The sequence below is a fragment of the Stenotrophomonas sp. yr243 genome (assembly GCF_900184195.1).
Lineage (GTDB): Bacteria > Pseudomonadota > Gammaproteobacteria > Xanthomonadales > Xanthomonadaceae > Stenotrophomonas > Stenotrophomonas lactitubi.
Genome location: NZ_FXWT01000003.1, coordinates 491254 through 517739, shown reverse-complemented (window position 1 = coordinate 517739; position 26486 = coordinate 491254). Strand labels below are relative to the sequence as shown.

The 26486-nt window shown below is 65.8% G+C and carries 26 protein-coding genes and 7 tRNA genes; 21 read left to right on the top strand and 12 right to left on the bottom strand.

Annotated features, from left to right (window positions below):
- The first annotated feature begins 42 nt into the window (after positions 1-42).
- The 10 genes from QOL57_RS15210 (at position 43) to QOL57_RS15165 (ending at position 8477) form a co-directional block, all read left to right on the top strand.
- Entirely contained in the window at positions 43-816 is a 774-nt protein-coding gene (locus tag QOL57_RS15210; RefSeq protein WP_089235968.1) for a YggS family pyridoxal phosphate-dependent enzyme, read from the top strand.
- Positions 813-1526 carry a glutamine amidotransferase gene (locus tag QOL57_RS15205; protein ID WP_089235969.1) on the top strand — a complete coding sequence of 238 codons (714 nt, stop codon included), beginning with the start codon at positions 813-815 and terminating at the stop codon, positions 1524-1526. The genes QOL57_RS15210 and QOL57_RS15205 overlap by 4 nt, the downstream gene beginning before the upstream one ends.
- Complete coding sequence (locus QOL57_RS15200) at positions 1511-1735, top strand: hypothetical protein (RefSeq protein ID WP_032975245.1); 225 nt, start codon at positions 1511-1513, stop codon at positions 1733-1735. Before QOL57_RS15205 ends, QOL57_RS15200 begins: the two co-directional genes overlap by 16 nt.
- Before the next feature lie 68 nt (positions 1736-1803).
- The gene (locus QOL57_RS15195; protein WP_089235970.1) at positions 1804-2331 is read left to right on the top strand and encodes a hypothetical protein; all 528 of its coding nucleotides are present in this window, start codon (positions 1804-1806) and stop codon (positions 2329-2331) included.
- Positions 2328-2867: a hypothetical protein gene (locus QOL57_RS15190; protein ID WP_089235971.1), complete on the top strand. Its 540-nt coding sequence runs from the start codon at positions 2328-2330 to the stop codon at positions 2865-2867. The genes QOL57_RS15195 and QOL57_RS15190 overlap by 4 nt, the downstream gene beginning before the upstream one ends.
- Before the next feature lie 133 nt (positions 2868-3000).
- A complete protein-coding gene (locus QOL57_RS15185; protein ID WP_089235972.1) occupies positions 3001-3510 on the top strand; it encodes an RNA polymerase sigma factor in 510 nt (169 codons plus the stop codon).
- Positions 3507-4430, top strand: coding sequence for a FecR domain-containing protein (locus QOL57_RS15180; RefSeq protein WP_089235973.1), 924 nt, complete (start codon positions 3507-3509; stop codon positions 4428-4430). Before QOL57_RS15185 ends, QOL57_RS15180 begins: the two co-directional genes overlap by 4 nt.
- Before the next feature lie 79 nt (positions 4431-4509).
- Entirely contained in the window at positions 4510-6984 is a 2475-nt protein-coding gene (locus tag QOL57_RS15175; protein WP_089237989.1) for a TonB-dependent receptor, read from the top strand.
- On the top strand, positions 6971-7771 hold the full coding sequence (locus QOL57_RS15170; RefSeq protein ID WP_089235974.1) for a ChaN family lipoprotein: 801 nt from the start codon (positions 6971-6973) through the stop codon (positions 7769-7771). The genes QOL57_RS15175 and QOL57_RS15170 overlap by 14 nt, the downstream gene beginning before the upstream one ends.
- Positions 7764-8477 (top strand): energy transducer TonB, encoded by a 714-nt coding sequence (locus QOL57_RS15165; protein ID WP_089235975.1) that lies wholly within the window; start codon positions 7764-7766, stop codon positions 8475-8477. Before QOL57_RS15170 ends, QOL57_RS15165 begins: the two co-directional genes overlap by 8 nt.
- Here the strand turns inward: QOL57_RS15165 and QOL57_RS15160 are convergent.
- The 8 genes from QOL57_RS15160 to QOL57_RS15125 form a co-directional block, all read right to left on the bottom strand.
- Entirely contained in the window at positions 8474-8908 is a 435-nt protein-coding gene (locus QOL57_RS15160) for a RidA family protein (protein ID WP_089235976.1), read from the bottom strand. The genes QOL57_RS15165 and QOL57_RS15160 overlap by 4 nt on opposite strands.
- Before the next feature lie 114 nt (positions 8909-9022).
- Positions 9023-9925, bottom strand: a complete 903-nt coding sequence (locus QOL57_RS15155; RefSeq protein ID WP_089235977.1) for a cation diffusion facilitator family transporter — start codon at positions 9923-9925, stop codon at positions 9023-9025.
- Between the two features lie 28 nt (positions 9926-9953).
- A complete protein-coding gene (locus tag QOL57_RS15150) occupies positions 9954-12242 on the bottom strand; it encodes an Orn/Lys/Arg decarboxylase N-terminal domain-containing protein (protein ID WP_089235978.1) in 2289 nt (762 codons plus the stop codon).
- Between the two features lie 20 nt (positions 12243-12262).
- Positions 12263-13615 carry an arginine/agmatine antiporter gene (gene adiC / locus QOL57_RS15145; RefSeq protein WP_089235979.1) on the bottom strand — a complete coding sequence of 451 codons (1353 nt, stop codon included), beginning with the start codon at positions 13613-13615 and terminating at the stop codon, positions 12263-12265.
- A gap of 78 nt (positions 13616-13693) precedes the next feature.
- Positions 13694-15136 carry a DcaP family trimeric outer membrane transporter gene (locus QOL57_RS15140; protein ID WP_089235980.1) on the bottom strand — a complete coding sequence of 481 codons (1443 nt, stop codon included), beginning with the start codon at positions 15134-15136 and terminating at the stop codon, positions 13694-13696.
- Between the two features lie 521 nt (positions 15137-15657).
- The gene (gene dsbG / locus QOL57_RS15135; protein ID WP_089235981.1) at positions 15658-16500 is read right to left on the bottom strand and encodes a thiol:disulfide interchange protein DsbG; all 843 of its coding nucleotides are present in this window, start codon (positions 16498-16500) and stop codon (positions 15658-15660) included.
- 30 nt (positions 16501-16530) lie between these two features.
- On the bottom strand, positions 16531-17334 hold the full coding sequence (locus QOL57_RS15130) for a TlpA disulfide reductase family protein (RefSeq protein ID WP_089235982.1): 804 nt from the start codon (positions 17332-17334) through the stop codon (positions 16531-16533).
- 85 nt (positions 17335-17419) lie between these two features.
- A complete protein-coding gene (locus tag QOL57_RS15125) occupies positions 17420-18487 on the bottom strand; it encodes a helix-turn-helix domain-containing protein (protein WP_089235983.1) in 1068 nt (355 codons plus the stop codon).
- Positions 18488-18670: 183 nt separating this feature from the next.
- On the opposite strand from QOL57_RS15125, the gene QOL57_RS15120 reads away from it, so the two are divergent.
- From QOL57_RS15120 to QOL57_RS15090, 7 genes are all read left to right on the top strand, one after another.
- The gene (locus QOL57_RS15120) at positions 18671-19069 is read left to right on the top strand and encodes a MerR family transcriptional regulator (RefSeq protein WP_089235984.1); all 399 of its coding nucleotides are present in this window, start codon (positions 18671-18673) and stop codon (positions 19067-19069) included.
- Positions 19070-19213: 144 nt separating this feature from the next.
- Positions 19214-19289 (top strand) — tRNA-Ala (locus QOL57_RS15115).
- Between the two features lie 53 nt (positions 19290-19342).
- A tRNA-Glu gene (locus QOL57_RS15110) sits at positions 19343-19418 on the top strand.
- A 183-nt stretch (positions 19419-19601) separates the two neighbouring features.
- Positions 19602-19677 (top strand) — tRNA-Ala (locus QOL57_RS15105).
- Between the two features lie 49 nt (positions 19678-19726).
- Positions 19727-19802, top strand: a tRNA-Glu gene (locus QOL57_RS15100).
- A gap of 44 nt (positions 19803-19846) precedes the next feature.
- Positions 19847-19922 (top strand) — tRNA-Ala (locus QOL57_RS15095).
- Between the two features lie 49 nt (positions 19923-19971).
- Positions 19972-20047, top strand: a tRNA-Glu gene (locus QOL57_RS15090).
- Positions 20048-20110: 63 nt separating this feature from the next.
- Here QOL57_RS15090 and QOL57_RS15085 read toward each other — a convergent pair.
- Complete coding sequence (locus QOL57_RS15085) at positions 20111-20527, bottom strand: GNAT family N-acetyltransferase (protein WP_089235985.1); 417 nt, start codon at positions 20525-20527, stop codon at positions 20111-20113.
- A 78-nt stretch (positions 20528-20605) separates the two neighbouring features.
- Here QOL57_RS15085 and QOL57_RS15080 point away from each other — a divergent pair, with 78 nt between their 5' ends.
- Positions 20606-21562, top strand: a complete 957-nt coding sequence (locus tag QOL57_RS15080) for an SOS response-associated peptidase family protein (RefSeq protein WP_089235986.1) — start codon at positions 20606-20608, stop codon at positions 21560-21562.
- Positions 21563-21571: 9 nt separating this feature from the next.
- Here the strand turns inward: QOL57_RS15080 and QOL57_RS15075 are convergent, their stop codons facing one another.
- The gene (locus QOL57_RS15075) at positions 21572-21952 is read right to left on the bottom strand and encodes a response regulator (RefSeq protein WP_089235987.1); all 381 of its coding nucleotides are present in this window, start codon (positions 21950-21952) and stop codon (positions 21572-21574) included.
- 140 nt (positions 21953-22092) lie between these two features.
- Here QOL57_RS15075 and QOL57_RS15070 point away from each other — a divergent pair.
- Together QOL57_RS15070 and QOL57_RS15065 are read left to right on the top strand one after the other, a co-directional pair.
- Positions 22093-22178, top strand: a tRNA-Leu gene (locus tag QOL57_RS15070).
- Positions 22179-22259: 81 nt separating this feature from the next.
- Positions 22260-22826: a GNAT family protein gene (locus tag QOL57_RS15065; RefSeq protein WP_089235988.1), complete on the top strand. Its 567-nt coding sequence runs from the start codon at positions 22260-22262 to the stop codon at positions 22824-22826.
- Positions 22827-22845: 19 nt separating this feature from the next.
- On the opposite strand, the gene QOL57_RS15060 is transcribed toward QOL57_RS15065, so the two are convergent.
- Both QOL57_RS15060 and QOL57_RS15055 read right to left on the bottom strand, forming a co-directional pair.
- A complete protein-coding gene (locus QOL57_RS15060) occupies positions 22846-24687 on the bottom strand; it encodes a methyl-accepting chemotaxis protein (protein WP_089235989.1) in 1842 nt (613 codons plus the stop codon).
- Positions 24688-24941: 254 nt separating this feature from the next.
- The gene (locus tag QOL57_RS15055) at positions 24942-25235 is read right to left on the bottom strand and encodes a hypothetical protein (RefSeq protein WP_089235990.1); all 294 of its coding nucleotides are present in this window, start codon (positions 25233-25235) and stop codon (positions 24942-24944) included.
- A gap of 161 nt (positions 25236-25396) precedes the next feature.
- On the opposite strand from QOL57_RS15055, the gene QOL57_RS15050 reads away from it, so the two are divergent.
- The gene (locus QOL57_RS15050) at positions 25397-26485 is read left to right on the top strand and encodes a DUF5694 domain-containing protein (protein ID WP_089235991.1); all 1089 of its coding nucleotides are present in this window, start codon (positions 25397-25399) and stop codon (positions 26483-26485) included.
- Position 26486: the final 1 nt, after the last annotated feature.

Below are 26486 nucleotides of genomic sequence, written 5' to 3'. Positions count from 1 at the left end.
CCAGTGTATCCCACCCTGGCCACCCCGCACCGGAGGTGCCCCATGTCCCTCGCCCCCGCCGACTGGCCCGTCGCCCAGTCCGTCGAACAGATCGCCGCCAACCTCGCCACCGTGCGCCAGCGCATCGCCAGTGCCTGTGCCCGCGCCGGTCGTGATCCGGCCAGCGTGCGCCTGCTGCCGGTCAGCAAGACCGTCGATGAAGCGCGCATCCGCATGGCCGTAGCCGCCGGTTGCCACGAACTGGGCGAAAACAAGGTGCAGGAGGCGCAGCGCAAGGCCGAGGCCATGGCCGACCTTGGCGTGCACTGGTCGGTCATCGGCCACCTGCAGACCAACAAGGCCCGCTACGTCGCACGCTTCGCCAGCGAGTTCCAGGCGCTGGACAGTCTGCGCGTGGCCGAGGCACTTCAGCAGCGGCTGCTGCTGGAGGACCGCACGCTGGATGTGTTCGTACAGGTCAACACTTCGGCCGAGCCCAGCAAATACGGCCTGGAGCCGGCCGCGGTGGCCGACTTCGTGCAGCAACTGCCCGCCTTCGACCGCCTGCGCGTGCGCGGCCTGATGACCCTGGCCATCTTCACTCCCGAGGTGGAACGGGTACGCGCCTGCTTCGTGCGCCTGCGCGAGCTGCGCGATCAGCTGCAGCAGACAGCGCCGGCCGGCATCGACCTGTCGCAGCTATCGATGGGCATGTCCGGTGATTTTGAAGTCGCCATCGAGGAAGGCGCCACCGTCGTCCGTGTCGGACAAGCGATCTTCGGTGCACGCTCCACGCCCGACAGCTTCTACTGGCCCGTTCCGGGAGCACCGGCATGAAGCGCGCCGTTGCCCTGCAGCACGTGGCCTTTGAAGATCTTGGCACCCTGCACCCGCTGCTGCTCGCACAAGGGTGGCAGGTAAAGGTCCTGCAGGCAGGCGTGGATGCACTCGACGACGCCGAAGATGCCGATCTGCTGGTGGTGCTGGGGGGACCGATCAGCGTCAACGATGGAGCTGCCTATCCGTTCCTCGCCGACAGCATCGCGTTGCTGCAGCGTCGGCTGCAGCAGCAGCGGCCGACGCTCGGCATCTGCCTCGGCGCCCAGTTGATGGCGCGCGCACTGCACGCTGGCGTCGCCCCCACCGGTGGCAAGGAAATTGGTTTCGCACCGCTGCTGCTCACCGACGAAGGCCAGCGCTCGCCCTTGCAGGCATTGCAGGGCATCCCGGTGCTGCACTGGCATGGCGAAGCCTTCGAACTGCCGGTGGGCGCGCGGCGCCTCGCCAGCACGCCCGCCTGTCGCCACCAGGCCTTCGCCATCGGCCACCACGCCCTCGCCCTGCAATGCCATCCCGAACTGGACGCGCGCCAGTTCGAACGCTGGCTGATCGGCCATGCACTGGAACTGGCCGAAGCTGGCATCGATCCCATCGACCTGCGCGCGCACGCCCGACGCTATGGCGGCCCCCTCGCCGCCGCGGCGACCGCGATGTTCCATCAGTGGCTGCACAATCTTCCGGAGATCCGCCCATGCATTACCGCCTGACCATCCAGCACAACGGCATCCATTGGGGCCATGTCGACTGCGACGGTCCCAACGCGCTGCAACGCATCGATGCCATCGCCGCACGCCTGCCCGCTGCCGAAGGCTTCACCCTGCAACGGCAGAAGGGCATCGGTGAGGAGCGCATCCTCTCCAGCACCGCCGATGGCCTGCGCGTGCTGGCCGCGCAGATCCAGTACCGCGATCTCTGACCATCGCGCCGGGTGCCGGCCAGCGGCCGGCACTACCCGGCGACCCACTCCCATGCGAAGCTTCACGCATGTTGAAACTGTCACGCGGCACCATCGATGGCCTGCGCATTGCCCCACGCTGGCCCGCGTCACAGGTCATCCTCGAGGCCGAGGTTCTGCAGCGCCTGCTCGATGCGCAGGCACTGCTGCCGTCCACGCTGCGTCTGCTGGTCACCCGCGGCTTCGAATGCAGCCAGGGACCGCTGGGCGGCTTCCGGCGCGTGGTCCGGCGGCTGGGCATCGCCGTGTTCCGCTGCTGCTATCGGCATCGCCATGATGAGATCGACGCCATCTTCGGCGCCAATGGCCACGACCTGGACGGACGCCATGTGGATGTCTCGCTGGTCCTGCACGGCCAGCGCCTGCGCCTGCTTCCGCTGGGTGTGTTCACTCCACTGCGCTGGCAGCAGCAGCGCGTCAGCGGCCATGCCGACGCCGTTGCAGCGGCCAAGGATGCGCTGCAGCAGTGCGGCTTCGATCTGCACCCCAACGCCACGGAGAGCCTGCAGATCCACTGCGACTATCGCGGCACCACGCTGATGGAACCGTCGCATTGATCGACGTTCCCCGCGCACTGCAGGCAACCTGCACCGACCTTCAGCAACGGCTGGGCCGGATCGACAACCTGTCGGGCAGTGGTGAACGCCGCCTCAGCATCGAAGGAGAGCTGCTGCGGTTCCCCTATCGTATCTACGCCGACGCCACGGACCTGTTCCGGCTCGCATCCCAACTGCAGGGTGATACGCGCACCCTCTGCCTCTGCCTGCTCTCGCGTCACTGCGACGGACATGTACGGCAACGTGCGATCGAGACGCTGGGGCCCTCGCCGATGCCCTGGGTGCATGCCTTCCAGCTGACCTTGCTGGGGGAGTACGTGGACGAGATCGCATCGGCCGTGGCGATCCAGGCGCAACAGACCGGCCTGCAGCGCTATGCCGCGCTCATCGGCGAGAACCACGCCTTCGTCGACCTCTGCCGGCAACGCGCCGCCAGCTACTGGGATGCTTATTACCGCGCCCGCTACTCCAGCCTGCGCCTGTTCCCGGCCCACAGACTGCTGCTGCAGATGGCACACGCCGCGCGCTCGCCGTAGCGCTATCTGCACGTGGCAACCCACGCTCGCTCCCCCTTCTGAGCGCAGATGCAAATGATTCTTCTTTACTGTAAGGTAATGCCGCTGCCCTTGCCGCCGCGGGCTGTTCCCTTCCCCAGCCTTCGCCCGCCCCGTGCCCACGCCTGTCGAATCGACGGATGTCGCGCAGCTGTGCGCCGCCCATTACCGGCCGCTGCACGCCCACGTCCGTCGCAAACTCCCACAACGCAGTGACGCCGATGATGTCGTCCAGGAAACCTGGCTGCGTGTCGTCAAAGTCGCCGCCAGCGGCCTGCTCAGCAATGGCCGCGCCTATCTGTATCGCGTCGCCCACAACCTGATCGCCGACCACTATCGCCTGATCCAGCGCCGTCGCGAAGAGGCCTTGGATGACGCGCAGCTGCAGGCCATCGCCGATCCCGCCCCATTGCCCGAGCAATGCCTGCTCGATGCCGAACAACTGCGCCACCTCGATGCGATCATCGCCGCCCTGCCGCCGCGATCGCGCGAGGTGTTCCTGCTGGCGCGCGTCGAACAGCTCAGCCTGGCCGACATCGGCCGCCAGCTCGGCATCAGCCGGCAGACCGCGCATGGCCATCTGCTGCGCGCGCTGGTGGCCCTGCAGCAGGTGCCCGCCGCATGAGCCAGGATCCGATTGCCCGCGAAGCAGCGCGCTGGTGGCTGCATGCGCACGACGAACAGCGCGACGAAGCTGCCTTCACCAAGTGGTACGAGGCCGATCCACGCCACGCGGCGCAATACCAACACCTGTTGCAGCTGTGGCAGGCCGGTGCAGCACTGCCGAGCCTGCAACGGCAACAGCAGCGTCGCCAGCGCCGGCGACTGCGCGAAGCCGGCATCGCCGTGCTGCTGCTGTGGGCGCTCGGCCTCTACACCCGGCACAACGCCCCATTGCCGGAAAAGACACTGCGCACGGCATCAGGCGAGATCGAAGAGGTGCGCCTGCAGGACGGTTCTCGCCTGCAGCTCTCGCCGGACAGCGAACTGGGCGTGCGCATCGATGCCAACCGACGTACGTTGCAGCTGCGGCATGGCCAGGCCTGGTTCCAGGTCGCACCTGATCGCGACCGTCCGTTCCAGGTGCATACGCCGCACGGCACGGTCACGGCGCTGGGTACTGCCTTCGACATCGCCGTCAGTGGCAATGCCAGCGTAGTGACCGTCACCGAGCACCAGGTGCGCGTGGACGGTGGCGCGGGCAGCAGCGAAGCGGCCGCCGGCCAGCAGCTGCGCTTCGATGGCACTGCGCCCTCGACCGCGCTTGCAGCAGCCCCGGCACAGCTGGCATGGCGCGAACGCCGGCTGGCCTGGGTCTCCGCGCCGCTGGCTGCCGTCGTCCAGGATCTGGATCGCTGGCACGGCGGCCGCACCTGGATCGCCGGCGACGCACTGCGGCAGCAGCCGGTCACGGTGCTGGCCGACGCGGATACGGCCGCGCGCAGCCGCGACCAGCTGGCCACCGAGCTGCACGTGCGCGTTGTCCGTATCGGGCCCAACCTGCAGGTGTGGCTGCCGGCGAAGGCATCGTCCGATGCACGCTGAACGCATCGACCCTGACATCCGGGCCACCGCTGCGTCTTCCCAGGGTGACGACGCACTGCGTCACTCCCTGGAGCCCACGATGCTGTCCCACCGCCCCCTTGTTCTTGCGCTGTCTCTTGCCTGCGCCGGTATCGCCCCCGTGCTTGCTGCCACCGCGCAGGCACAGACCAGCGCAACCCGCCGCTACGATATTCCCGCCCAGCCGCTGGTCACCGCGCTGGACGCGTACAGCCGCCTCAGCGGCGTCGACCTGGTGATCGGCCGTGCCCTGCCGGCCACCCAGAGTGCACCCGCCCTGCAGGGTGACTTCGACGACACCCAGGCATTGGCACGGCTGCTGGCCGGCAGTGGCCTGCGCGCGCGCTTCATCGATGCACGCCGTGCCACCCTCGAACCGTCGCCGGCCAGCACCGGCGACGGTAGCCGCCACACCGGCCCGCTGCGCGTGCAGGGGCGCACCGCCCATGCCATTGCACCGGGTACCGGGGCAAGCCAGTACATTCCGGCCACGCAGGATGGCTTCGCGCCGAAGATCGGCAGCGAACGGGTCGCCATGGCCGAGCGCCAGGACGGCAACAGTCTGCTGCGCTCGATGCCCGGCACGCACAGCTTCCACTCGCGCAGCCAGCCCGGCCTGCAGGTCAACATCCGCGGCATGGCCGGCGCAGGCCGGGTCAACACCATGATCGACGGCGTCACCCAGACCTTCCGCAACAACGCCGGCCATGGCTCGGGCGGCCCGTTCACCTACGTGGACCCGTTCCTGTTGGCAGGCGTCGACGTTCAGCGCGGCGCGGTCAGCGGTGGCGAGGGTGCCGGCACGCTGGCCGGCAGTGCCAACTTCCGCACCCTGGACATCGAGGACCTGGTCTCCGACGGCCGCGAGTGGGGCCTGCGTGCAGGCTACCGGCATGGCAACAACGGCTATGGCAGCGGACGTACCTTCGCCGGTGCCTGGCGCCACAGCGAAGGCGGCGGCGATCGCCAGTTCGGCCTGTTGGCAGCAGCCAGCAGCAGCCGCAGCAGTGAATACGCAACGTCCCGCGGCCAGAAAAACAGCGCCGACCCCGGCAGCCAGCAGCCCAGCAGCTGGCTGCTGAAGGCGCGCCTGCAGCCCAGCGACCAGCACCGCCTGGACCTGAGCCACATGCGCTATGAAAACGACTTCTACCACAACTATCCGTGGCAGATTTCCGCTCGCAACCAGCGCGCCAGCTACCACTACACGCCCTACTCGCCGTGGATCGACCTGCGCGCCAGCTTCGCCGCCAACAAGACCCGGCTGTTCTATCCTCCCGTGGAAGATTCCAGCTACATCGGCCGGCGTACCCACAGCAGCCTGAGCAGCTGGAACGTGGACAACACCAGCCGCTTCGACATCGGCGCCGTACAGGCACGCTGGAACACCGGCATCAAGCACCAGTCGGACATCTTCGTTGCCGATACCCCCACCCTGCGCGGCGCCAACCCACAAGGGCGCAGCCAACTCGACAGCGTGTTCACCACGCTGGAGCTGCAGTACGACATCTACGCGCTGTCGGCGGGCCTGCGCCAGGACCGCTACGGCATCCGTGGTCACGTTCCCACCTGCTCGGATGTGCCTGGGCAATGCCTGGAGATCGGCGGCGGTGGCATCGACGTCGATCGCACCCAGCACGCGCTAAGCCCCAGCCTCTCGCTGTCGGTGCAGGCCACCGACTGGCTGCAGCTGTTTGCCGAAGTCTCGCGCACCTCGCGGCCGCCGCGCGTGCAGGAAATGTTCTTCGAGAAGATCCCGCTGGAAGGCATGAGCGATGCCGACGGCGTCGGCGCCAATCCCTTCCTGCGCCGCGAGCGTTCGCGCAACCTGCAGTTCGGCGCCAACCTCAGCGCCAGCTCGCTGCTGGTCGACGGCGACCTTGCGCAGCTGCGCCTGACCCGCTTCGACAACCGCATCCGCGATTACATCAAGCCGCAGTACCTGCTGATCGTGCACCCGCCGGAAGTCGAACCGTTCGTAGTGCCGATCGACAGCGACCCGCAGCTCAACGCGTGGACCGACAGCCTGGACGTGGACGACTTCAGCACCACCACGCGCTGGATGAACCATCCTGGCGAGGTGCGCATGCGCGGCCTCGAACTGGAAGCGCACTACGCCAGCGAGCACTACCACGCCACCCTCAGCTGGACCCGCTCGCGTACCAGCGCGCCGGCCATCGAGTTCGTCAACCTGGAAGACATCACTGCCCTGCCCGACCGCTACTGGACGCTGGATGTCGGCGGCCGCTGGTGGCAGCAGCGCCTGCAGGCCGGTGTGCGCGCCGAGTACTCCGGCCCCACCGAAGAGGGTTACGACTTCTTCCAGACCCGCAAGACCGGCGGCACCGGCGTGCTGCTCGATTTCTACGCCAGCTTCAAGCCACAGGCCAACACCACGCTGTGGCTGAACATCGAAAACCTGCAGAACAAGGCCTATGACAACAACGCCTCCATCGACAGCATCTTCAGCCCGATCCTGGACCGCGGCAACGGCCGTGGCCGTACCGTCTCGGTGGGCGTCAATGTGGCGTTCTAGGCGGCGCTGGCTGGCGCTGGGGCTGATCGCGCTGGCGGCGGCAGCCAGCGCGCAGCCGATGCCCGGCAAGGTGATCGATCTGGCCAGTGGCAAGGAACTGGACCAGGCTGCTTTCGTGCAGCGGGTTGCCGCTGCCGAGCGCGTGCTGCTCGGCGAGCGTCACGATATCGACGCAGACCATGCCGCCGAACGTTGGCTGCTGCAGGCATTGCAGCAGCGGCGTCCGCAGGGTGCGCTGGTGCTGGAGATGATCGCCAGCGAACGTCAGCCCCGACTGCAGCGTGTGCAGCGCTGGCTGGACAAGGGCAACCGGGCAGAATCGCAGCGGCTGGCCGAACTGCTGGACTGGGATCCCCGCTGGCCATGGACACGCTATGGCGGACTGGTACAGATCGCCACCGACAGCGGCATCCGCCTGCAGGGAGGCAACCTGTCGCGCGCTGACGTCAACACGCTGCTGGCGTCATCGCCCGAGGTGGTGTTCCCGGCCGACGGCGCGCGGCAGCGGTTGTCAGCGGTGGTGCTGGCCCAGCACGCCGACGCTGCGCCCATGCTCGATGGCATGCTCGCCGTTCAACACGCACGCGACACGCGGATGGCACGGGTGCTGATGCAGTCGCCGGCCCCCGCCCTGCTCGTCGCCGGCCGCTGGCATGTGCTGCGTGGCACCGGCGTGCCCGGCCATCTGCCAATCTCTGCGCCAGCGCTGGTGATCGCGCTGGCATCAGTCGACGAAGATGTGGCGAGAGATGACGCTGATCTGTTGTGGGTGGTCGGCGATGAGTGAGCGTCGGCAGCACTGGCAAGCGGTGACGATCAGCATCGGGCTGCACCTGCTGCCGTTGCTGCTGTTCGTACATTGGGTATCCACTCCGTCGCTGCTACCACCACCGGAACAGGACGTGCGCATCAGCCTGCGCCTGCTGGCTCCGGCCACGCCACCGCAGCCGGTGGAAGAGCTGCAGTCCGAACGCCCCAGCCAGGCGCAGCAATCGCGGGCAGCCGAAGCGCGCAAAGCACCCCCGCCACCGCGGGCCACGGCGGCCCCCGAAGGCAACCTCGCCGCCAGCGAGAAGAATGGCGATGGCCACCAGCCCTTGCCCGTGGCCCCGCCTGCGGCCGCGACCGATGCCCGTTCCGCACCGGCATCGATCACGGCCGCACCGCCCGCCCCGGACGCACCACCGGCAGCCTTCCAGGCCGGCGCCGCCAGCGACCAGTGGGAAGCCCGCCTGATGGCGCGGCTGGAGCGTTACCGCTACTACCCCGCCGTAGCGAGGTCGCGGCGCCAGCAGGGCACCGCATGGGTCAGGGCCAGCATCAGCCGCGACGGCCACCTGCTGGCATTGCGCCTGGAGCAGCCCAGCGGACAGCCGATGCTGGATGAAAGCGCGCTGCAGACATTCCGCCGCGCGCAGCCCCTGCCGCGGATTCCAGAAGAATTGCCAGCTCCGCAGGAACTGGTGGTGCCCGTGGAGTACTACCTGCGCTAGGCGCTGTAGGCCTCGGCCTCGATCTCGAACAGCATTCCGTCCAGCGCCAGCCGCGGCACAGGAATCAGCGTGCAGGTCGGTGCCGGGCGATTGGCCCAGCGCCGCCGCACCTGGCGGGCGATGATGCCCAGGCGGTCCTCATCGTGGTCGACCACCAGGATCCGCAGTCGCGCAACATCGGTCAGGTCCGCATGGGCAGAGCGCAGCGCGGTCTGCAGATTGTCCAGTGCCTGCGACACTTGCTCCTCGAAACCGGGCGATAGGTTTCCCTGGTCGTCTTCGCCCCCCTGCCCGGCGATATGGATCACCCGCGCTGGCAGTCGTACCACGGCCACGTGCGAATATCCGTTGGCACTGGGATCGTGCAGGCCAGGGGGATCGAACAGATCCAGCAGACCATGACTGAAGTCCGGAGTGGTCAGCAGGTTCATACCGCATGCCTCGTGGGGAATGCGAGGCAGTCTGCGACCTCAACTGCTGTTGAGGTCAAACCCATTGCATGCAACAGAGCGGTCCACCGCACGCAACGATCGGCTGCAACAACATCAGGTCCATGCCGGATCCGCAGTGAAATCGATCGTCAGCCAGAACGTGCTGCTGCGCGCGTCCATCCGCACCGCGATCTCATTGCGCATCGCAACCACCTCGCCTACTGTGCCCAGCGGGGTCGACGGCGAGGTCAGGATGTGGATCTCGATGAACCGCATGCGCCCCATCTTCGCGACATGGCTGGTGAAGCCGGCATAGCCATGCTCGGCCACGAACGCCTGCATCACCTGCTGCACGCGCTCGTCCAGGTCATCGGGCGCCACCTGCAGCACCTCCCGCATGGCCTTCCACGCACTACGCGCCGGCACCGGCAACACCGCCAGGCTGATCAACGCCAGCACCATCGAATCCAGATACGGCACCCAGTGGTGCCACTGCCCACCGTGCAGCGCCAGCGCCAACACGAAGGCCAGCACCACCGCCAGGCTCATCAATCCACCCAGCAGCCAGCCACGCACATCCAGCCACAGCAATGCCGACTGCAACCTGCGCGCACGCTGGGCCACGAACGCAGCCATGCCCAGGTTGCTGGCACTCAGCAGCGCCGCCCACCAGAGGGCGGGTCCGAACTTCACTTCGTGCCCGCCGGTGGTCAATCCAATCACCGCGTTGGCCAGCGCATACACGCAGGCCAACGACAGGATCACTCCGCCCAGCGCCTCGACCATCGGCTCCAGGTGCCAATAGCCGTACTGGAAGCGCGGGCTGTGCTCCCGCGCCACCAACCGCAGCACCGACAACGACACCAGGGTCAGGGCTACATCGACCAGGCTGTAGATGCCGTCGAACAGGATGGCCTGCGATCCCACCAGCAGGCCACCGATGAAGCCGACCGCGCTGACCGCCACGGTGACCCCGATCGAGAACTTCAGGATGCGTTGCTCGCGCGCAGTATCCATCGTTCGCCGAAGGGCCGACCGTACCGGCTCAGGCCTTCAGCACCTCCACCTTGTAGGACGGCACGTCGCCATCGCGCTCGATGATAAGGCCATGCACATCCGACTCGAAACCCGGGAAGCGCGCGTTCTGCTCACGGGCGATGCGCAGCGACTGGATGATCGGCTCGTCGCGGTCGCCGAAGCGCTCGCCCGGCATGATCGTCGGGATGCCCGGCGGGTACGGCACCAGCATCGTCGCAGCGATACGGCCACTGATCTGCTCGATGTCGACCCGCTCGATCTCGCCCTTCACCAGGTGGTTGTACGCATCGGCCGGGGTCATCACCGGTGTCGGCAGGTCCACGTACATCTCACGCATCACCTTGGCCACCGCGAACTCCTGGTTGAACGCATGCAGTGCGTCACACAGGTCACGCAGGCCCCAGCCGGCATAGGCATGGGGGTAGTCGGCAGCCAGCGACGGTAGCGCCTGGGTCAGCGGCGCGTTGCGGTCGTACAGCTCCTTGAACGCCATCAGTTCGGTAACCAGCGTGCTCCACTTGCCCTTGGTGATGCCCATCGAGAACAGGAACAGCACCGAGTACAGGTTGGTCTTCTCCACGGTGATGCCACGGCCCCACAGGAACTTGCTCAGCACCGCTGCCGGAATGCCCAGCTTGCCCATGCTGCCGTCCATCGACAGGCCCGGGGTCAGCAGGGTCACCTTGATCGGATCGATCAGCACATAGTCGTCGACCAGGTTTTCGAACCCGTGCCAATGCGCATCGGGCTGCAGGTACCACTCCTCGCGCTTGGCGACCAGCGGCGCCGGTGTATCGCCCTTGTCCAGGCTGCGCTCGACCTGGGTCGGCTGCCATACGCTGAACCACCAGTCATCGCGACCCAGATCATCGCGCACGTGCAGCATGGCCCGGCGGAAGGCAATCGCCTCGTCATGCATTTCCTGCACCAGCGAACGACCGGCATCGCCCTCCATCATCTTCGAGGCCACATCGCACGCGGCGATCACCCCGTAGTGTGGGCTGGTCGAGGTATGCATCATGAACGCTTCGTTGAAGCGCTCGGCATCCAGGTCGCGGCTGGCCGAGTTGCGCACATGGATCATCGAAGCCTGCGAGAACGCGGCCAGCAACTTGTGCGTGGAGTGCGTGGTGAAAATGATCGCATCCTGCTCACGCGGCTTGCCCTTGGCCATGCCGTAGTGGTTCTCGTAGAACGGATGGAACGCGGCATAGGCATACCAGGCTTCATCGAAATGCAGGAAGTCGACCGCGCTGCCGATCTCATCGGCGATCTTCTCGGCGTTGTAGCACAGGCCGTCGTAGGTCGAGTTGGTCACCACCGCGATGCGCGGCTTGGAGCCGGCCTGGTAGGCCTGGCTGGCCAGCGGATTGGCGGCGATGCGCTGCTGCAGCGCTTCCGGCGTGAACTGGTCCAGGCTGATCGGGCCGATGATGCCGTGTGCATTGCGGCTGGGCGTGAAGTACACCGGCACCGCGCCGGTCATGATCAACGAATGCAGCAACGACTTGTGGCAGTTTCGGTCGACGAACACCACGTCGCCGCGGGCCACGGTGCCGTGCCACACGATCTTGTTGGCCGTCGACGTACCGTTGGTGACGAAGAAGGTGTGGTCGGCACCGAAGTTGCGTGCGGCCTCGTTCTCGGCGTCCTTGATCGGGCCGGTGTGGTCGAGCAGCGAGCCCAGTTCCGGCACCGAAATCGACAGATCGCTGCGCAGCGTGTTCTCACCATAGAACTGGTGGAAGGCACGCCCGACCGGCGACTTGGTGAAGGCCACGCCGCCGGCATGACCCGGCGTATGCCAGGAATAGTTCGACTCGGCTGCGTGATGGATCAGCGCCTTGAAGAACGGCGGCAGCAGGTTCTGCATGTAGTCTTCAGCCGCACGCATCACCTGCCGCGAGATGAAGCTCTTGGTGTCTTCGAACAGGAAGATGAAGCCGTGGATGTACTTGAGCAGCTTGCTCGGCACCTTCTCGATGGTGCGCCGCTCGCCGTACAGGAACACCGGCAGGTTGGCGCGGCGCGCACTCTGCTCACGCAGGAAGGCGGTCAGGCGCTGGAACTCGCCATCGACCTCCTCGCTGCCGTCGATCGAGATCAGCACCGCCGAAGCGGCCACGTAGGTACGGGCGCCGGCACGGGCATCATCCAGGTTCAGGCCGCACAGCACGCGCTGGTCGTTGCTGCGCAGTTCTTCCACCAGCGCACGGATGAGGATGCCGCCGATGCGCGGCGAATCGTAGTCACCGTCAATGACGATGACCGGATAATCCAGGGACTTGAAATACACGTTGATTCTCCTTGTCTAACTCAGGAACGCTGGGCGCAGGACGAAATTGCCGCCGCCTCGCGGGAACGCTGCCGCTGCTGGCGACGCTCCTCGCTGAAGAAGGGATAGAACACGGTGATGAACAGCACGAACAGGAAGGCGTACTGCACGATCGTTCCCGACGAGCCATAGATCGCCCACAGGCAGTACACGACCGTCAGGCTGGTCAGGGTCCAGAACGCACCGGTGTGCACCAGCGTGTGCGAACGCTCCACCACGAAATAGCAGGCCACGCACGAGTAGATGTACGGCAGCAGCGTCAGTACCACCGCCGCCGAGGTGATCACATCGAACTGGGCCGAGGCCGTCTTCGAGGTGGAGGTCACCAGCACCGCCAGGGTCATCAGCACGGCCACGATCAGCACGCCCTTGACCGGCACGTCGTCCTTGTTGGTCTTGCTGAAGATGCTCGGGAACAGGCCATCATCGGAGGCCGCCTTGGCGCTCTGCGCGGTCAACAGGATCCAACCGCCCAGCGAACCGGCGGCGCCGACGAAGGCACACAGGCTGACCACCGCACCACCCCAGGCACCGACGGCCTTGGCCGCTGCCAGTGCGAACGGTGCATCGGAGGTCTGCAGTTCGCCGTTGGGCACCATGCCCATGATCACCGACGAGCTGGCGATGTAGGCGATGGCGGCCAGGAACACGCCAGCCAGGGTGGCGCGGGCGACGTTCTTCTCCGGGTTCTCGACCACACCGGCGGTCACCGACGCCGATTCCACGCCGATGAACGCCCACAGGGTCAATGCCGCAGCACTGGAGATCGCGCCGAAGTTCGATTCGCCGGACACGTTGTACGCGCCCTTGAAGATGTCGGCATCGAAGAAGAACCAGCCGAAGATGGCGATACCCAGGATCGGCACCAGCGCAAAGCTGGTGGTGACGGTCTGCACGCGGCTGACGAATGCCGGGCCGATCATGTTGGCAAAGCTCAGCGCCCACACCAGGATCAGCACCGCGATGCAGCGCACCAGCGGCTCGGACAGGATCGGGAAGAAATAGCTGAAGTAACCCACCGCCGCGATGGGAATGGCAACGTTGCCTATCCAGTTGGCGAACCAGTAGATGGTGTTGGTCTGGAAGCCCATGTAGGGGCCGAACCAATCGCGCGCATACGCATACGGGCCGCCCGCCTTCGGCGCCAGCTTGCCGAGCTTGGCGAACACGAAGGCCAGCAGCAGCGCGCCGGCCGTGGTGATCAGCCAGCCCCATATCGAGGCGGTACCGATCTTGGCCAGGCTGGAGGGCAGCAGGAACACCCCTGAGCCCATCATGTTGCCGGCGACGAGGAAGGTGGCTCCGACCACCCCGATTTTCTTTGCTTCTGCCATGACAATCTCCTGTACCTGGCATGGGCCCGGTGCACCCGGGCGTGGGGAATGGCTACGCTGGCGTGCTGCCGCTGGCGCCTACTTGATGAAGTTGTATTGCAGGCTGCCCTGCACCCGGACCGTGTCGCCGCGCGCTCCGCCCTGCTGCTGCAGGCGGCCGTACAGCAGCTCCATGCCCATCGTCCACGAAGGGGCCGGGCTCCAGATCAGGTTGAACACGCCGTAGCGGCTTTGCCGGAATGCATCGGTCGGCAGCGCCGCATTGCGTTCCAGGGTCAGCTGGCCGTAGATCAGGTTCGAGCGCCACAGATCCGACCAGTAATGGGTGTAGCCGACGAAGCCACCGTGCAGGTCCAGCGCATCGATGCGTCCATCGGCACCTACCACGGCATCCAGACCGGAGCCGGTGAGATCGGCGGTGTAGCGGCTCAGGCCGCGGCCGCCCAGCGCGCCGAACAGCAGCAGATCGCGTTCCCCCACCGAGGCCGAGCCACTGAGCTGCGCGCCACCGGCAAAGACGCGGTCACGACGGGTATCGCCGTCGTAGGCCAGATTGCGCGCCACGACGCCCAGTTGCAGATGCCCCCAGTCGCGCTCCATGCGCGCGATGGCACTCACATCCGGCAGTCGATTGACCGCCGCCATCGCATCGCTGGCGCCAGCCAGCTCGGTGTCCGGGTCTTCGGCGGCCAGCGTCAGGGTGTTGCCCTTGCCCAGCGCAAAGCTGTGATGGATACCGGCCACCAGCAGGTAGCCGGCGCCGCCGGGGCCAGCAAAATCCAGCGTGTCGGGCAGGCTGTCCGGATCCATGAAACTGGAATAGCCATAGCCTGCGTAGGTATTGCCCAGCTGGCCATAGGCATGGCGCAGGCGGAATTCATAGCCATCGCCGCTGCCGAAGAAATCATTCTCCAGATAGAAGCGCAGGTTGCCGTGCGTGGTTGGACGCCGCGCCTCGAAGCTGAAACGCGTCTGCTTGGCGTGGATGTTGAAGTTCGAGACGTCGCGATGGTTGCCGCCCACCGGCATCGACGAAGGAATGAACTGATCCTCGTCCCCTGCCCCGCGCGAATCCGCAATCGCATCGAGCTTGGCATAGCCGCCAATGCGGATCACGGTGTCGGTGCCGGGAATGGCAAAGAAGCCTTTCAGATCCGGATCGGTGGGGCCGGCGGCGCTGTCTGGACGCGAGGCTGCCGTTGAAGGATCGGCCACCGATTCACGTTGTGGCAGCACAGGCGGCGCCACGCCAGGCACCTGGGTAGGGTGCAGGATGCCGCTGGCGGTTGACACCGTCGTGGTCGCCTGCGGTGCAGCGGGCATCGGCGACGGCAGTGCAACGGGAGCCGCAGCCGCATGCTCTTCGCGTCGTTCAAGCTGGTCCAGACGCTGCTGCATGCTTTCCAGCGTCTGCCGCATCGCGTCGATCTCCCGACGCAATGCCTGCGCATCGTCCTGTGCATGCACCGGCATCGCGGCCATCGCCGCCAGACACCCCAGACTCAGTACCGCCAAGCGCATTGCATCCTCCCTGGACTGTAACTCCCGCTGCCCGGCCGTGCAGCGCGTGCGCGCGGCCCCGACCTCAACGAGCCGTTGCTGGAAATGCGGGTACTGCGTCGACGACCGTCGCCAGCCTGCGCGTTGCAGGCAACAGGGCAATGACACTGTCCCGATTGCCAACACTGCGCCGGAGTCGTTCCCACTGCAGCAGTGCTGCCGAAGGGGTGGCGACCGCAGCGGACTGGGTAACAAGCGCTGGGTGAGAATGTCGTGAATGGCATTGCGCGCACGCCCTCTGCAGGGCATGACGTGTGCGACATCCATAGCGCAGTGACGCTGTATTCCATGCGCCAAGGCTAGTTCGATTGTCGTTTTTGGCCTTGATTGGGATCAAAGCGAAATGCTTGATGTCAGTCACGATTCAGACGTGACATCTGTTCGTGACGTGCGCAGCCCTCATCGCCGGGGCTGTCGCAGAAAGCAACAGGCCCACACGTTGCCGTGCGGGCCTGTCGCTCAGTACAGCATGTCGAGGTGCCTCAGCGTGGGCCGAGTACCGCCTGCAGATCGTTACCCTGCGGAAGGCCGGCACGTCGCTGCACCTGGCCCTGTGCATCCTGGAACAGGATGCCCGGCGTGCCCTGGAAGCCCATCTCCACCATCAGCACCTGGTTGGCATCCAGCTTGGCTGCGATCTCCCGGCTGATGTTGGGCAGCGGCTTGATGCCACCACGATCGAACTGATGCTCGTTCTCCAGCAGTGCCGCACTCGGATCGCGTGCGGCCATGATCGCCGCCGCCTTGGCCGGGCTGTCCTCACGGATCACGCCGACCATGATGTGGCGCAACTGCACCTTTCCTGCGTCCACCCAAGGGCGTGCCGCCTCCCAGAATTTGTGGCAGTAAGGGCAGTTGGCATCACTGAAGGTGTACACCACGCGCGGCGCATCAGCCTTGCCATCGCGTACCCAGGCACTGGTTTCAAGCTTGCTCCACATCTTGGCCGACATCGGCGCGGCAACCAGCTTCTCCAGCGTCTCGGCTGCAACTTCGTTGCCCTCGGCGTCGAACAGGCTGCCCACCAGCACATGCTTGCCATCGGCGGTCACGTAAGCCGCCGCCGGCTGCTGGCCGCCAACCATTCCGGCAAAGCCACGCAGGCCGCCAGGCGCGTCGAATTCGGAGACCACCTCGAAGCCATGCTTCTCGATGCCCTTCAGGACAGCCGGCAACTCGCCCTTCTTGGCGGCCGCCGATGCCGAAGCCGTTGCCGGTGCAGCGGCATCCGTACCCGGCGGGGTCTGTGCCTGGCTGCAGGCAGCCAGCGCCAGCATGGCCGGCAGCATCAGCGTATGCGCGATGCGCGGGGAAATCGACAACATGGAAACTCCGTAGTGGGATGCCAGCGCAGGCTACCGCAGCCGGCGCAGTTTGTGTTCAAGACCGGCCTGGGTCAGTTCGCCGAGATGCAGTTCCTGCAACCTCCCCTGCGCATCGAAGAAGAGCGTGGAAGGGAAAGCACGGACGTCCAGCGTGGTCGACGCGGCCGAAGCCTCATCCAGCAGGACGTTGCCCAGCGAAATGTGTTCAGCGGCAAGAAAGGTCTGGACCTCCACAAGGGTCTCGCCCTGGTTGAGGAAGACGAACTGGACATCTGCATGCTTCTGCTGCGCCGTCGCCAGCACCGGCATCTCCCGGCGGCACGGGCCACACCAGCTGGCCCACAGGTTCAGTACCAGCGGCTTGCCATGAAACTTCTGCAGGTCAATCGCCCTGCCCTGCAGGTCGACCACCTGCAGCGTGGGCAGTGGCATCTGCTTAGCCTGCCAGTACGCGAGCCCCTGGCTTGCCCCACCCCACAACAGCAGCCCAATCAACGCACCTGCCAGCACCGGTGCCCGCAACGGGCGCTGCCTGCGCAGCCGCCACAGCGCCCAGGCAAATCCAGCGCCAACAACGACGGGAAGGTGGTACCCGCCATCGGCAATCTGCAGCACGCTCCAGGGAGCTTCACGATAGAGGCTGAAATGCGCTGCGACAAAGGACAGCCGGCCACACAGCAGGCCAACCAGCAACATGTCCAGCACCATCCCAGCTGCGGGCGGCCGAACCTGGCCAGGCTCACCACGCGACCAGATCCGCGCAATGGCCATCGCCAGCAGCAGGAAGATCAGGATCAACACCACCGGCATCGGCACCGGCCCAACACTCGACATCAGCTCACCCGCTCTCGCCTGCACAGACCCGCATGGTCAAAGCGTCGCGCCCGCGATGCAAGCACGACGTATTGAACCTTGTTCATCAAGCGGCGCTGCGACCCAGCTGCGTGCCCGGCGAGGCGCGCAGCCCCCGCAGGCTGCCGGCCACGGCAGGCGTCAGCGGACGATCGCGGCGTTTGCTGCTGACGTGGCGACGATAGTTGGCGGGCGTCATGCCGACAATGCGCAGGAACAGCCGGCGGAATGCGCTCTGATCGGCGTAACCCACACCCCATGCAACTTCATCGATGCTGGCGCCCTGCTGCAGCAACGTCTGCGCCTTCGCCACGCGCAGCCGCTGGCAGTACTCGATGGGCCGCAGCCCGGTCGCCTTCAGGAAACGACGCTGCAGGGTCCGCGGTTCCAATCCGGAGATCTCACAGATCGCCCCCAGCGTGGCCCCACGTGCAGCCGTGGTATGCAACCAGCGCTGTGCCTTCAGCACGTCCCGGTCGCCATGGGCGAAATTGGCACTGAATCGCTCGAGATCCTGCTGGATGCCGACCGGCACCACTATTCCCAACTGCTGTGCCACCGCGCTGGCCACGCCTTGGCCATGCAGCCGGTACAGCAGGCGCAAGCCAAGGAAGCGCCAGGCCTGGGCGCCGCCCACGGTGAGCAGATCGCCGTCATCGACGAGTGCCCGCTCACTGGGCGCCCAGCTGCCGACCTGCACCTGCAGCGCCGGATGGCGGTTGAGGTCAGGGCCGGACACCGTACGCCCGGTCAGCAGACCGGCCCGCGCCAGCACACTCACCCCGTCACCTGCGGCGGCCAGCAGGCTGCCGCCGTCGTAGTGGGCTCGCAACCAATCCAGCAGGACGTCCTCGGCACGCACCGACGCGCTGGAACTGACCTGCCCCGGCAAGGCGATCACCGCAGGAATTGCCGCGTCCAGCATCTCGGCACCGGCAATGCGATGCACGCCGGTATTGCTGGCGGGTACGATCCAGCGGGTCACCAGCACCCGCTTGCAGGGTCGACGTTGCTGCTGTGCCAGACGATTGGCGACGTGCGCCATTTCGGCAAGCACCGATGCAGCCGACGGGTCGCCTCCGGGGTATTCAACCACCGCAACCTCGACGAATCCCTCGTTCCTGATTCCCTCCACTCCCCACCTCCTCTTCCGGTTCAGGCCGTCGAGCGGCCGGTTCAGGCGCAGGGTAGGAACTGCTTTGCCCTGGGGGATATGAAGAAAGTTGCAAAGTGTGCTGAATAGGCGGCGCGGGCAAAGCCTTGACTCTTGACCAGAGTCCAGGGATGACTATGCAGGGCAGGTCCCAAGGAGTCCGCCGTGAACATTGGTCAGTTGGCACGTCAGGCAGGCGTTCCCATCGATACCGTCCGCTACTACGAACGTCAGCAGCTTCTGCCCACCGCAGCGCGCTCGGCAGGTGGCTACCGCATCTTCGGCGAGCAGGACCTGCGACGCCTGCGCTTCATCCGCCGGGCAAAGGCGTTGGGCTTCAGTCTCGATGAGATCGGTGAACTGCTTTCCCTCAGCGACCATCCTCCGCAGGACATGGGCAGCGTGCGTGACACTGCGCGGATACGCCTGCAGGACATCGAACTGCGGATGGCCGAACTGCAGCGCATGCATGGCGCCCTCTCCCAACTGGTTGATGCCTGCCCCGGACATGGCGCCCTCGACCAGTGCCCGATCCTGGCAGCGCTGACCGGGGAAGACCGCTGAACCCTTCGCGTCTGCATCGACACATGTGCTGCCCGGCATGCGGAAAACGCAGCTGCGCCACCGCGCGCGTTACGTGAAGAAAAGTGCAACAAAGCGCTTGCCAACCCCCGGGGGCACAGCTATTATTTCGCTCCTCAGCGACGTGGGGCCATAGCTCAGCTGGGAGAGCGCCTGCATGGCATGCAGGAGGTCAGCGGTTCGATCCCGCTTGGCTCCACCATACTTTCGGCATTAGGCCGTCGAAAGGTCGCAAAGAACATTGATGAGATCTGCGTCCCCATCGTCTAGAGGCCTAGGACATCACCCTTTCACGGTGGCGACCGGGGTTCGAATCCCCGTGGGGACGCCACTCATCATGAACAACGAGGACCCGGCCGATAACCGGGTCTTTTTTGTTCACCGCCCACCGGCATTCAGGTTGTGGCGTCGGAACGCTCCCTGCCCTTGTGGCAATGAACGGTTCGATGAAAAAGCTTCAAAAAAAGCTTCCACAAATGTGAACAGGCAGGTATGATAGGCGGCTCGGTAACACGGGGCCATAGCTCAGCTGGGAGAGCGCCTGCATGGCATGCAGGAGGTCAGCGGTTCGATCCCGCTTGGCTCCACCACTTTCGGCATTAGGCCGTCGAAAGTTCTACAACTTGAAGTTTTTCGTGCGTCCCCATCGTCTAGAGGCCTAGGACATCACCCTTTCACGGTGGCGACCGGGGTTCGAATCCCCGTGGGGACGCCAGTTTCAAAAAGGACCCTGCTCCCAGCAGGAATCCGAAGTTTCATGGGGCCATAGCTCAGCTGGGAGAGCGCCTGCATGGCATGCAGGAGGTCAGCGGTTCGATCCCGCTTGGCTCCACCACTTTCGGCATTAGGCCGTCGAAAGTTCTACAACTTGAAGTTTTTCGTGCGTCCCCATCGTCTAGAGGCCTAGGACATCACCCTTTCACGGTGGCGACCGGGGTTCGAATCCCCGTGGGGACGCCAATCTTTGAAACCCCGGCTTCGGCCGGGGTTTTTCTTTGCCTGCGATTCCGCGGTGACCGCACCTCAGAACCGGCGATACATGCCGATCGAGGCTGGCGCGGTCGGCGCAAAGCCAAACTGCGCATACAGCCGATGCGCTTCGCCATCGGCCAACAGACTCACGTACGCCGACGGCGGCAGGTTGCCCTGCATCCAGTCGCTCAGACGCTGCATCACCGCCTTGCCAAGACCCTGACCCTGCAGACGAGGCAGCACGGCGATATCGCAGACCTGCAGATGGCAACCGCCATCGCCGATGATCCGGCCCATCGCTACCAGCTCGCTGCCCTGGTAGGCACAGACGCCGAAGACGGTGTTGGGCAATGCCCGCGTCGCCGCCTCATGCGTCTTTGCGCTGAGGCCGGCCAATGCGCGCAGCTGGCAGTAGTCCTCGGCCGTCGGCACCGCCTCGCGGAACTGGATCGTCTGTGGATCATTCATGCAACGTCTCCTTGAAGGTCGGGCTATCCTGCCGCATCCACGTCGCAGCCGCTGCGACCCATCTTCCGGCAGAGTCCCATGTGCTATTCAGCCCTGATCCGCGCCGACTACGCCAAGCTGGTGCGCGAGTTCGGCGCCGTCCTCTCCCTGGAGGAATTCGCCGAACTCTATGCGCATGATCCCGGCAAGAAAAGGCCGAAGACGCCAAAAGCCATGGACGACGGATTTGCAGGTGCGCGTACCGAACTAGGCCGCGACATCGTGGCGAAGATCCAGCAATGGCATGCACAGGAGCGGCAGCAGCTGCAGGCCGAACTGGAACGGCAGCTTGAACGTCGCGACATCGCCAATGCAGCCCTGGCCACCCGACCCACGCAGAAGGCGCGCAATGACCTGCGCGTTGCCGGCAACCGCATCGACCGCGCGCAGGCACGGCTGGACGACCTGCACCGGGAACAGCTGCTGCCACGTGACAACCGTATTTTCCCCGGCACCTACGCACCGGTAATGGTCAGCGAGAATGGCCGGCGCGTGATCAAGCCCATGCGCTATCAATGCCGGCTGCCGGACAAGCCAGCGCGCAGCGATGTGCTCTACCCCGGCACCTACAATGCGCGGCGGGACAGCCTGGAAGGCTATTGGCGCGGGGCCTTCGGGCTGCGCCATGGCGTGGTGGTGGTACAGGCCTTCTACGAACACGTACCTCGCCACGCCATTGCCGGCCGCACCTTGCACAATGACGAGAAAGCACAGGACGTGGTGCTGGAATTCCGCCCCGACCCGCCGCGTGACCTGCTGCTGGCCTGCCTGTGGGCCGAATGGGACGGTCCGGAAGGACGCCTGCTGTCTTTCGCCACCATCACCGATGGACCGTCAATCGATGTCGCCGCTGCCGGCCATGACCGGGGTGTACTGCCGATCCGCGCCGAGCATCTGGACGCATGGCTCAACCCGGACCCGGACAACCTGGCGGCGCAGTACGCCATCCTCGACGACCGCGAGGACATCCGTTACGTCTACGAGGAAGCCGCCTGAGCGGCTGGATCAGGCGTTGGCGCTGGAACGCCCAACGGCGCGGACCAAGGCCTTGGACAGTTCCGCCGACAGGTAGGGCTTGATCAGCAGCACGCCGGATTGCATCGCAACCGGCAGTTGTTCAGCGGCCATGCCGGTGGCGAGCACGAACGGCACACCACGCACGGCCAGCGCCGCAGCAACCGGTTCGCTGGTCTCGTTGTGGGCCAAGCGGTAATCCAACAGAGCCACGTCAGGGGCGGCCTCTTCCAGCAGGCGCAGCGCCTCGGCAACGGACGCGGCCAGGCCGACGACCAGAGCGCCGGACTGCACCAGCTGCATCTGCAGCAGGGCTGCACTCATTTCATCGTTTTCGACTACCAGCACCCGCAGGTCCTGCAACGCTGACATAGCGCTATCGCTCCTGTGCCTGTTAAGCCTTCACAGTATAGCCAGCAGCCAGCCGATACCGACAATTCAACGCCATTTCGGCTCCGTTCGCCCGCACCTCTATGAACACCCGCCGGGCTCGGGTACACTAGCCCGCTGCTGCCGGTGTGGCGGAATGGTATACGCAGCTGACTCAAAATCAGCCGGGGGTGACCCCATGAAGGTTCGAGTCCTTTCACCGGCACCACGATCAGAGGCCAGGTCTACGACCTGGCCTTTGTCGTTTCCGGGCTTGCCCTGCCCGACCGACGCCGCCGACACTGAAACGATGGCATTGCACTCCACTCCCATCCTTCCCCCAACGTTCCAGGCTCATCTGCGCGAACTGGTCCCGCAGGACGCTGTCGTCTGGTCGAACTACCTGTCGCTGCCGGGCGTGATCGAGCACACCAGCTGGGGCGATGTCTCTGTAGAGGGTCTGCAGCGGCAGATCGTCGACCATGCGCGCAGCACGCGATGCCGCCGCTGGGCGATCCTCGACAGCGACGACCAGCTGCTCGGCACCGTCGGCCTCAACGACATCGACATCGAGCACCACCGGGCTGAACTGGCCTACGACCTGTCCCCTGCCCATCAGGGACGCGGGCTGGCAACCGGGGCGGCGCGCGCGGTCATCGCCTGGGCGCATACCGCACTGGGTTGCGTGCGCATCCAGGCCACCGTACTCGACAGCAATCTGCGATCCATTGCCGTGCTCGAACGCGCAGGCATGCAACGCGAGGGATTGCTGCAGTCGTATCGCCATGTCCGTAGGCAGCCGCGCGACTTCTGGATGTATGCGCACACTCATCCGCAGCTGCATGGCGGCCAGGGCGACGACGGCGACGACCCATAGGCCGGCGCGGCTCTACGCGCTACACCACCCGCAGCGCCGGCGCATGCACGCCATGGCCATGCCCTGCACCAGCCCCCGCGTGCACACGGAACCCTGCCACCGTCTGCAACAGCTGCGAGGACTGCTCCTCCATGCTGCGCGCGGCCGCTGATGCCTCTTCGACCAGCGCCGCATTCTGCTGCGTGCCCTGGTCGATCAGATCCACCGCGTGGTTCATCTGCTGGATGTCGTCGCTCTGCTGTTGCGCAGCGGCACTGATCTCGGTCATCAGGTCACTGACCCGACGCACGTCGACCACGATCTCGTCCATCGTCCGCCCTGCGCTCTCGACCTGCGCCGTTCCGGCGCCGACGTTGGCAACCGATGCATCGATCAGCTGCTTGATTTCCTTCGCCGCACCCGCCGAGCGCTGCGAGAGCTCACGGATCTCGGTGGCGACCACGGCGAAACCACGACCATGCTCACCGGCACGCGCCGCTTCCACGGCCGCATTGAGCGCCAGGATGTTGGTCTGGAACGCAATTCCGTCGATCACACCAATGATGTCGACGATGCGACGCGAGGAGGCGTTGATCACCGCCATCGTCGAGACCACTTCATGCACCACCTGACCACCGCGTGCGGCCACATCGGCCGCGCCGCCGGCCAGTTGGCTGGCCTGGCGTGCATTGGTCGCAGTGCGCTGCACGGTCTCGGCCAGCCCCTTCATCGACACTGCAGTTTCTTCCAGTGACGCCGCCTGCTGCTCGGTGCGCTGGGACAGGTCGTTGTTGCCTTCGGCGATTTCGCTCGCACCCACCGCAATGGTGTCCGCGGCGAACTTGATCTGGCCGATGATCCCGGCCATCGCTTCGACCAGCGCGTTGACGCCGCCGCACAGTTCGGCGATCGGGCCGCTCTTGTCGGCCATGGCGATGCTCCGGGTCAGGTCGCCCTCCTTTGCAGACGCCACCACCTCGCGCGTCTGTGCCACGGCGCGCTGCATGGCCTGGCTCTCATGCACCTGTGCGGTGATGTCGGTGGCGTACTTGACGACCTTGAACGCCCGCCCGCCCGCGTCGAGGATCGGGTTGTACGACGCCTGGATCCACACTTCGCGGCCACCTTTGCCCAGCCGCCGGTACTGGCCTGCGTCGTACTCGCCAGAGCCGAGCTTTTCCCAGAACCGGCGATATTCGACACTGGCCCGGTAGTCGGGCTCGACGAACAGCGAATGATGCTGGCCGCGTACTTCTTCCAGCGTATAGCCGGTGGCGGCCAGGAAGTTGGCATTGGCCGTGAGGATGCGGCCATCCATGCTGAACTCGATCACCGCCTGCGATTTGTCGATGGCGGCCAGCTGCCCCGTCGACTCGGCCGCCTGCTGCTTCTGCGCCGTGATGTCGGTCGCGAACTTGACCACCTTGTACGGCCGCCCGTGCTGGTCAAGCACCGGGTTGTAGGAGGCCTGGATCCATATCTCGCGCCCACCCTTGCCGAAGCGCCGGTACTGCCCTGCATCGAATTCACCGCGGCCCAGTCGCGCCCAGAAGTCGCGGTATCCGGTACTGCGCGCGTCCTCGGGATCGACGAACAGGGAGTGATGCCTGCCCTGGATCTCATCCAGGCGATATCCCACTGCCTGCAGGAAGTTGTCATTGGCCTGCAGGATGGTGCCGTCGAGGGCGAACTCGATGACCGCCTGCACCCGATGCAGTGCAGCAACCTGGGCCTCAAGCTCGACGTGCCGCCGATGCTGCTCGGCTACTTCCGTGGCGCGGCGCTGCCTGCCCAACACCCCCTGCAGCACGCGCAGGGGAGACCAACGGGTGAGCACTTCGGCCGGCGCCTGAGCACCTTCCATGGAGCCTGAAATAAGCATCGTCTGATCCTCGGTGTCCGGGTAGCGGTTGCGACCCGCCGGGCGGGATGCCCGGCGGCAACTTCGATTGCCTGGGACTGCAGACGCCGGAAGGCGTCACTCGAGCGACTGGCAGAAACAGTACGGCAGCTGCGATCGTCATCAAACAGCGGCGGAGCACACGGCACGGGCCGCCCATCGGAGGCAGCCTCGGGTCCGGCAGCGGGAGCCAGCAGCGGGCTCCAGAGAAGGTATCGGCGCGGCGGCCAACAACTTTAGGGAGCCAGTCCCTGGTCGGCGGCGCGCCGCAGAACCCAGCGCAGCAGCATCGTTGCCAGCACCGCCGGCAGGTAGCCCAGACTGCCGCAGACGACCAGCAGCGCAGGTTCCACCAGTGGCCCACCACCACCCAGGAACCAGTTGCGGGTGGCGAGGATGTACAACGCGAACGGCACCAGCAGCAACGGTACCAGCCGCAACAGCTGCCACCGCCACCTGCCCGGCCCGATCCAGCCAGCCAGTGCACCAAGCACGGCACCTGCGGCTACGATGGTGGCGATTTCATCCATGACGCGCTTCCGGAAGTCTTCCAGCCACCATTCTGGACCAGCGCCGACGGAAAGGGGATGCGGCAGGCACGCAGAAGGTTGCAATGACCATCGGGACATCCCTTGCCGGCGCGCTGCCGGCGAGCATGTGCCCACTGACTGGATTTTTCCTGGGAGGCAGCATGCTTCGACGCTTGAACGCCATCATCATCCTCAGCCTGTGCAGTGCCGGCGCATTGGCCAGCGACGCGGGGTTCCGTCCCAGCTTCCATCCCGACCAGCTGAAGGGACCACCTGCCGGTCGCCACAACGAAGTACTGGTGCTTGGGACAGCACATCTGTCGGAACTGCCAAAGACCTTCGAGCCGGCCATGCTGGAGCCCTTGCTGCAGCGCCTGGCACGTTGGCGCCCGCAGGCGATTGCCACCGAAAACCTGTCCGGCCTGCAGTGCGACTTCATGCGTCGCAATCCCAGCCGCTATGCCGAAAGCGTTGAAACCTACTGCTACGACACCGATGAGGCCCGCGTCGCCACCGGCCTCGACGTGCCCAGCGCCAACGCCGAGATGGGACGCCTGCTGTCGGCATGGCCGGCAAGCCCGACAGCAGCGCAGCGTCGGCACCTGGCCGCGGTGTTCCTGGCCGCTGGCGAGCGCGGATCGGCGCAGGTGCAATGGCTGCGTCTGCCTGTGCAGGACCGGATCGCCGGCGACGGCCTGGATGCTGCGCTGGTCGGGATTCTCGACAAGAGCCTGACCCGCCGCAATGAAACCAACCTGGTGGCGGCAGTCCTCGCTGCCCGCCTGGGGCTGGAACGCCTGTGGGCAGTGGACGACCACACTGCCGATTCGCCCACCCCGCCCGAGGACAAGAAGGCGGCACGCGAAGCGATGATGAAGGCCTGGGACAACCCGCACGCAAACGCACGGCTGGACGCCGACGAGCCGCTGTATGCCAACATCGGCAAGGTCGGTGGCGTACTGGACCTGTACCGCGCCTACAACCGCCCCGGCGTCGGCTTGCAGGCCTACCAGGCGGACTTCGGCGCCGCGCTGGTCGAGCCCTCCGCCCAGGGCTTTGGTCGCAACTATGTGGGCTACTGGGAAACCCGCAACCTGCGCATGGTCGCCAACATCCGCGAAGTGCTGGGCCAGCGGCCGGGAACGCGCATGCTGGCCATCGTTGGCGCCTCGCACAAGGGCTACTACGAGGCCTACCTCAACATGATGCACGACGTGCAGCTGGTGGATGCGGAAGAAGTGCTGCGCTGAG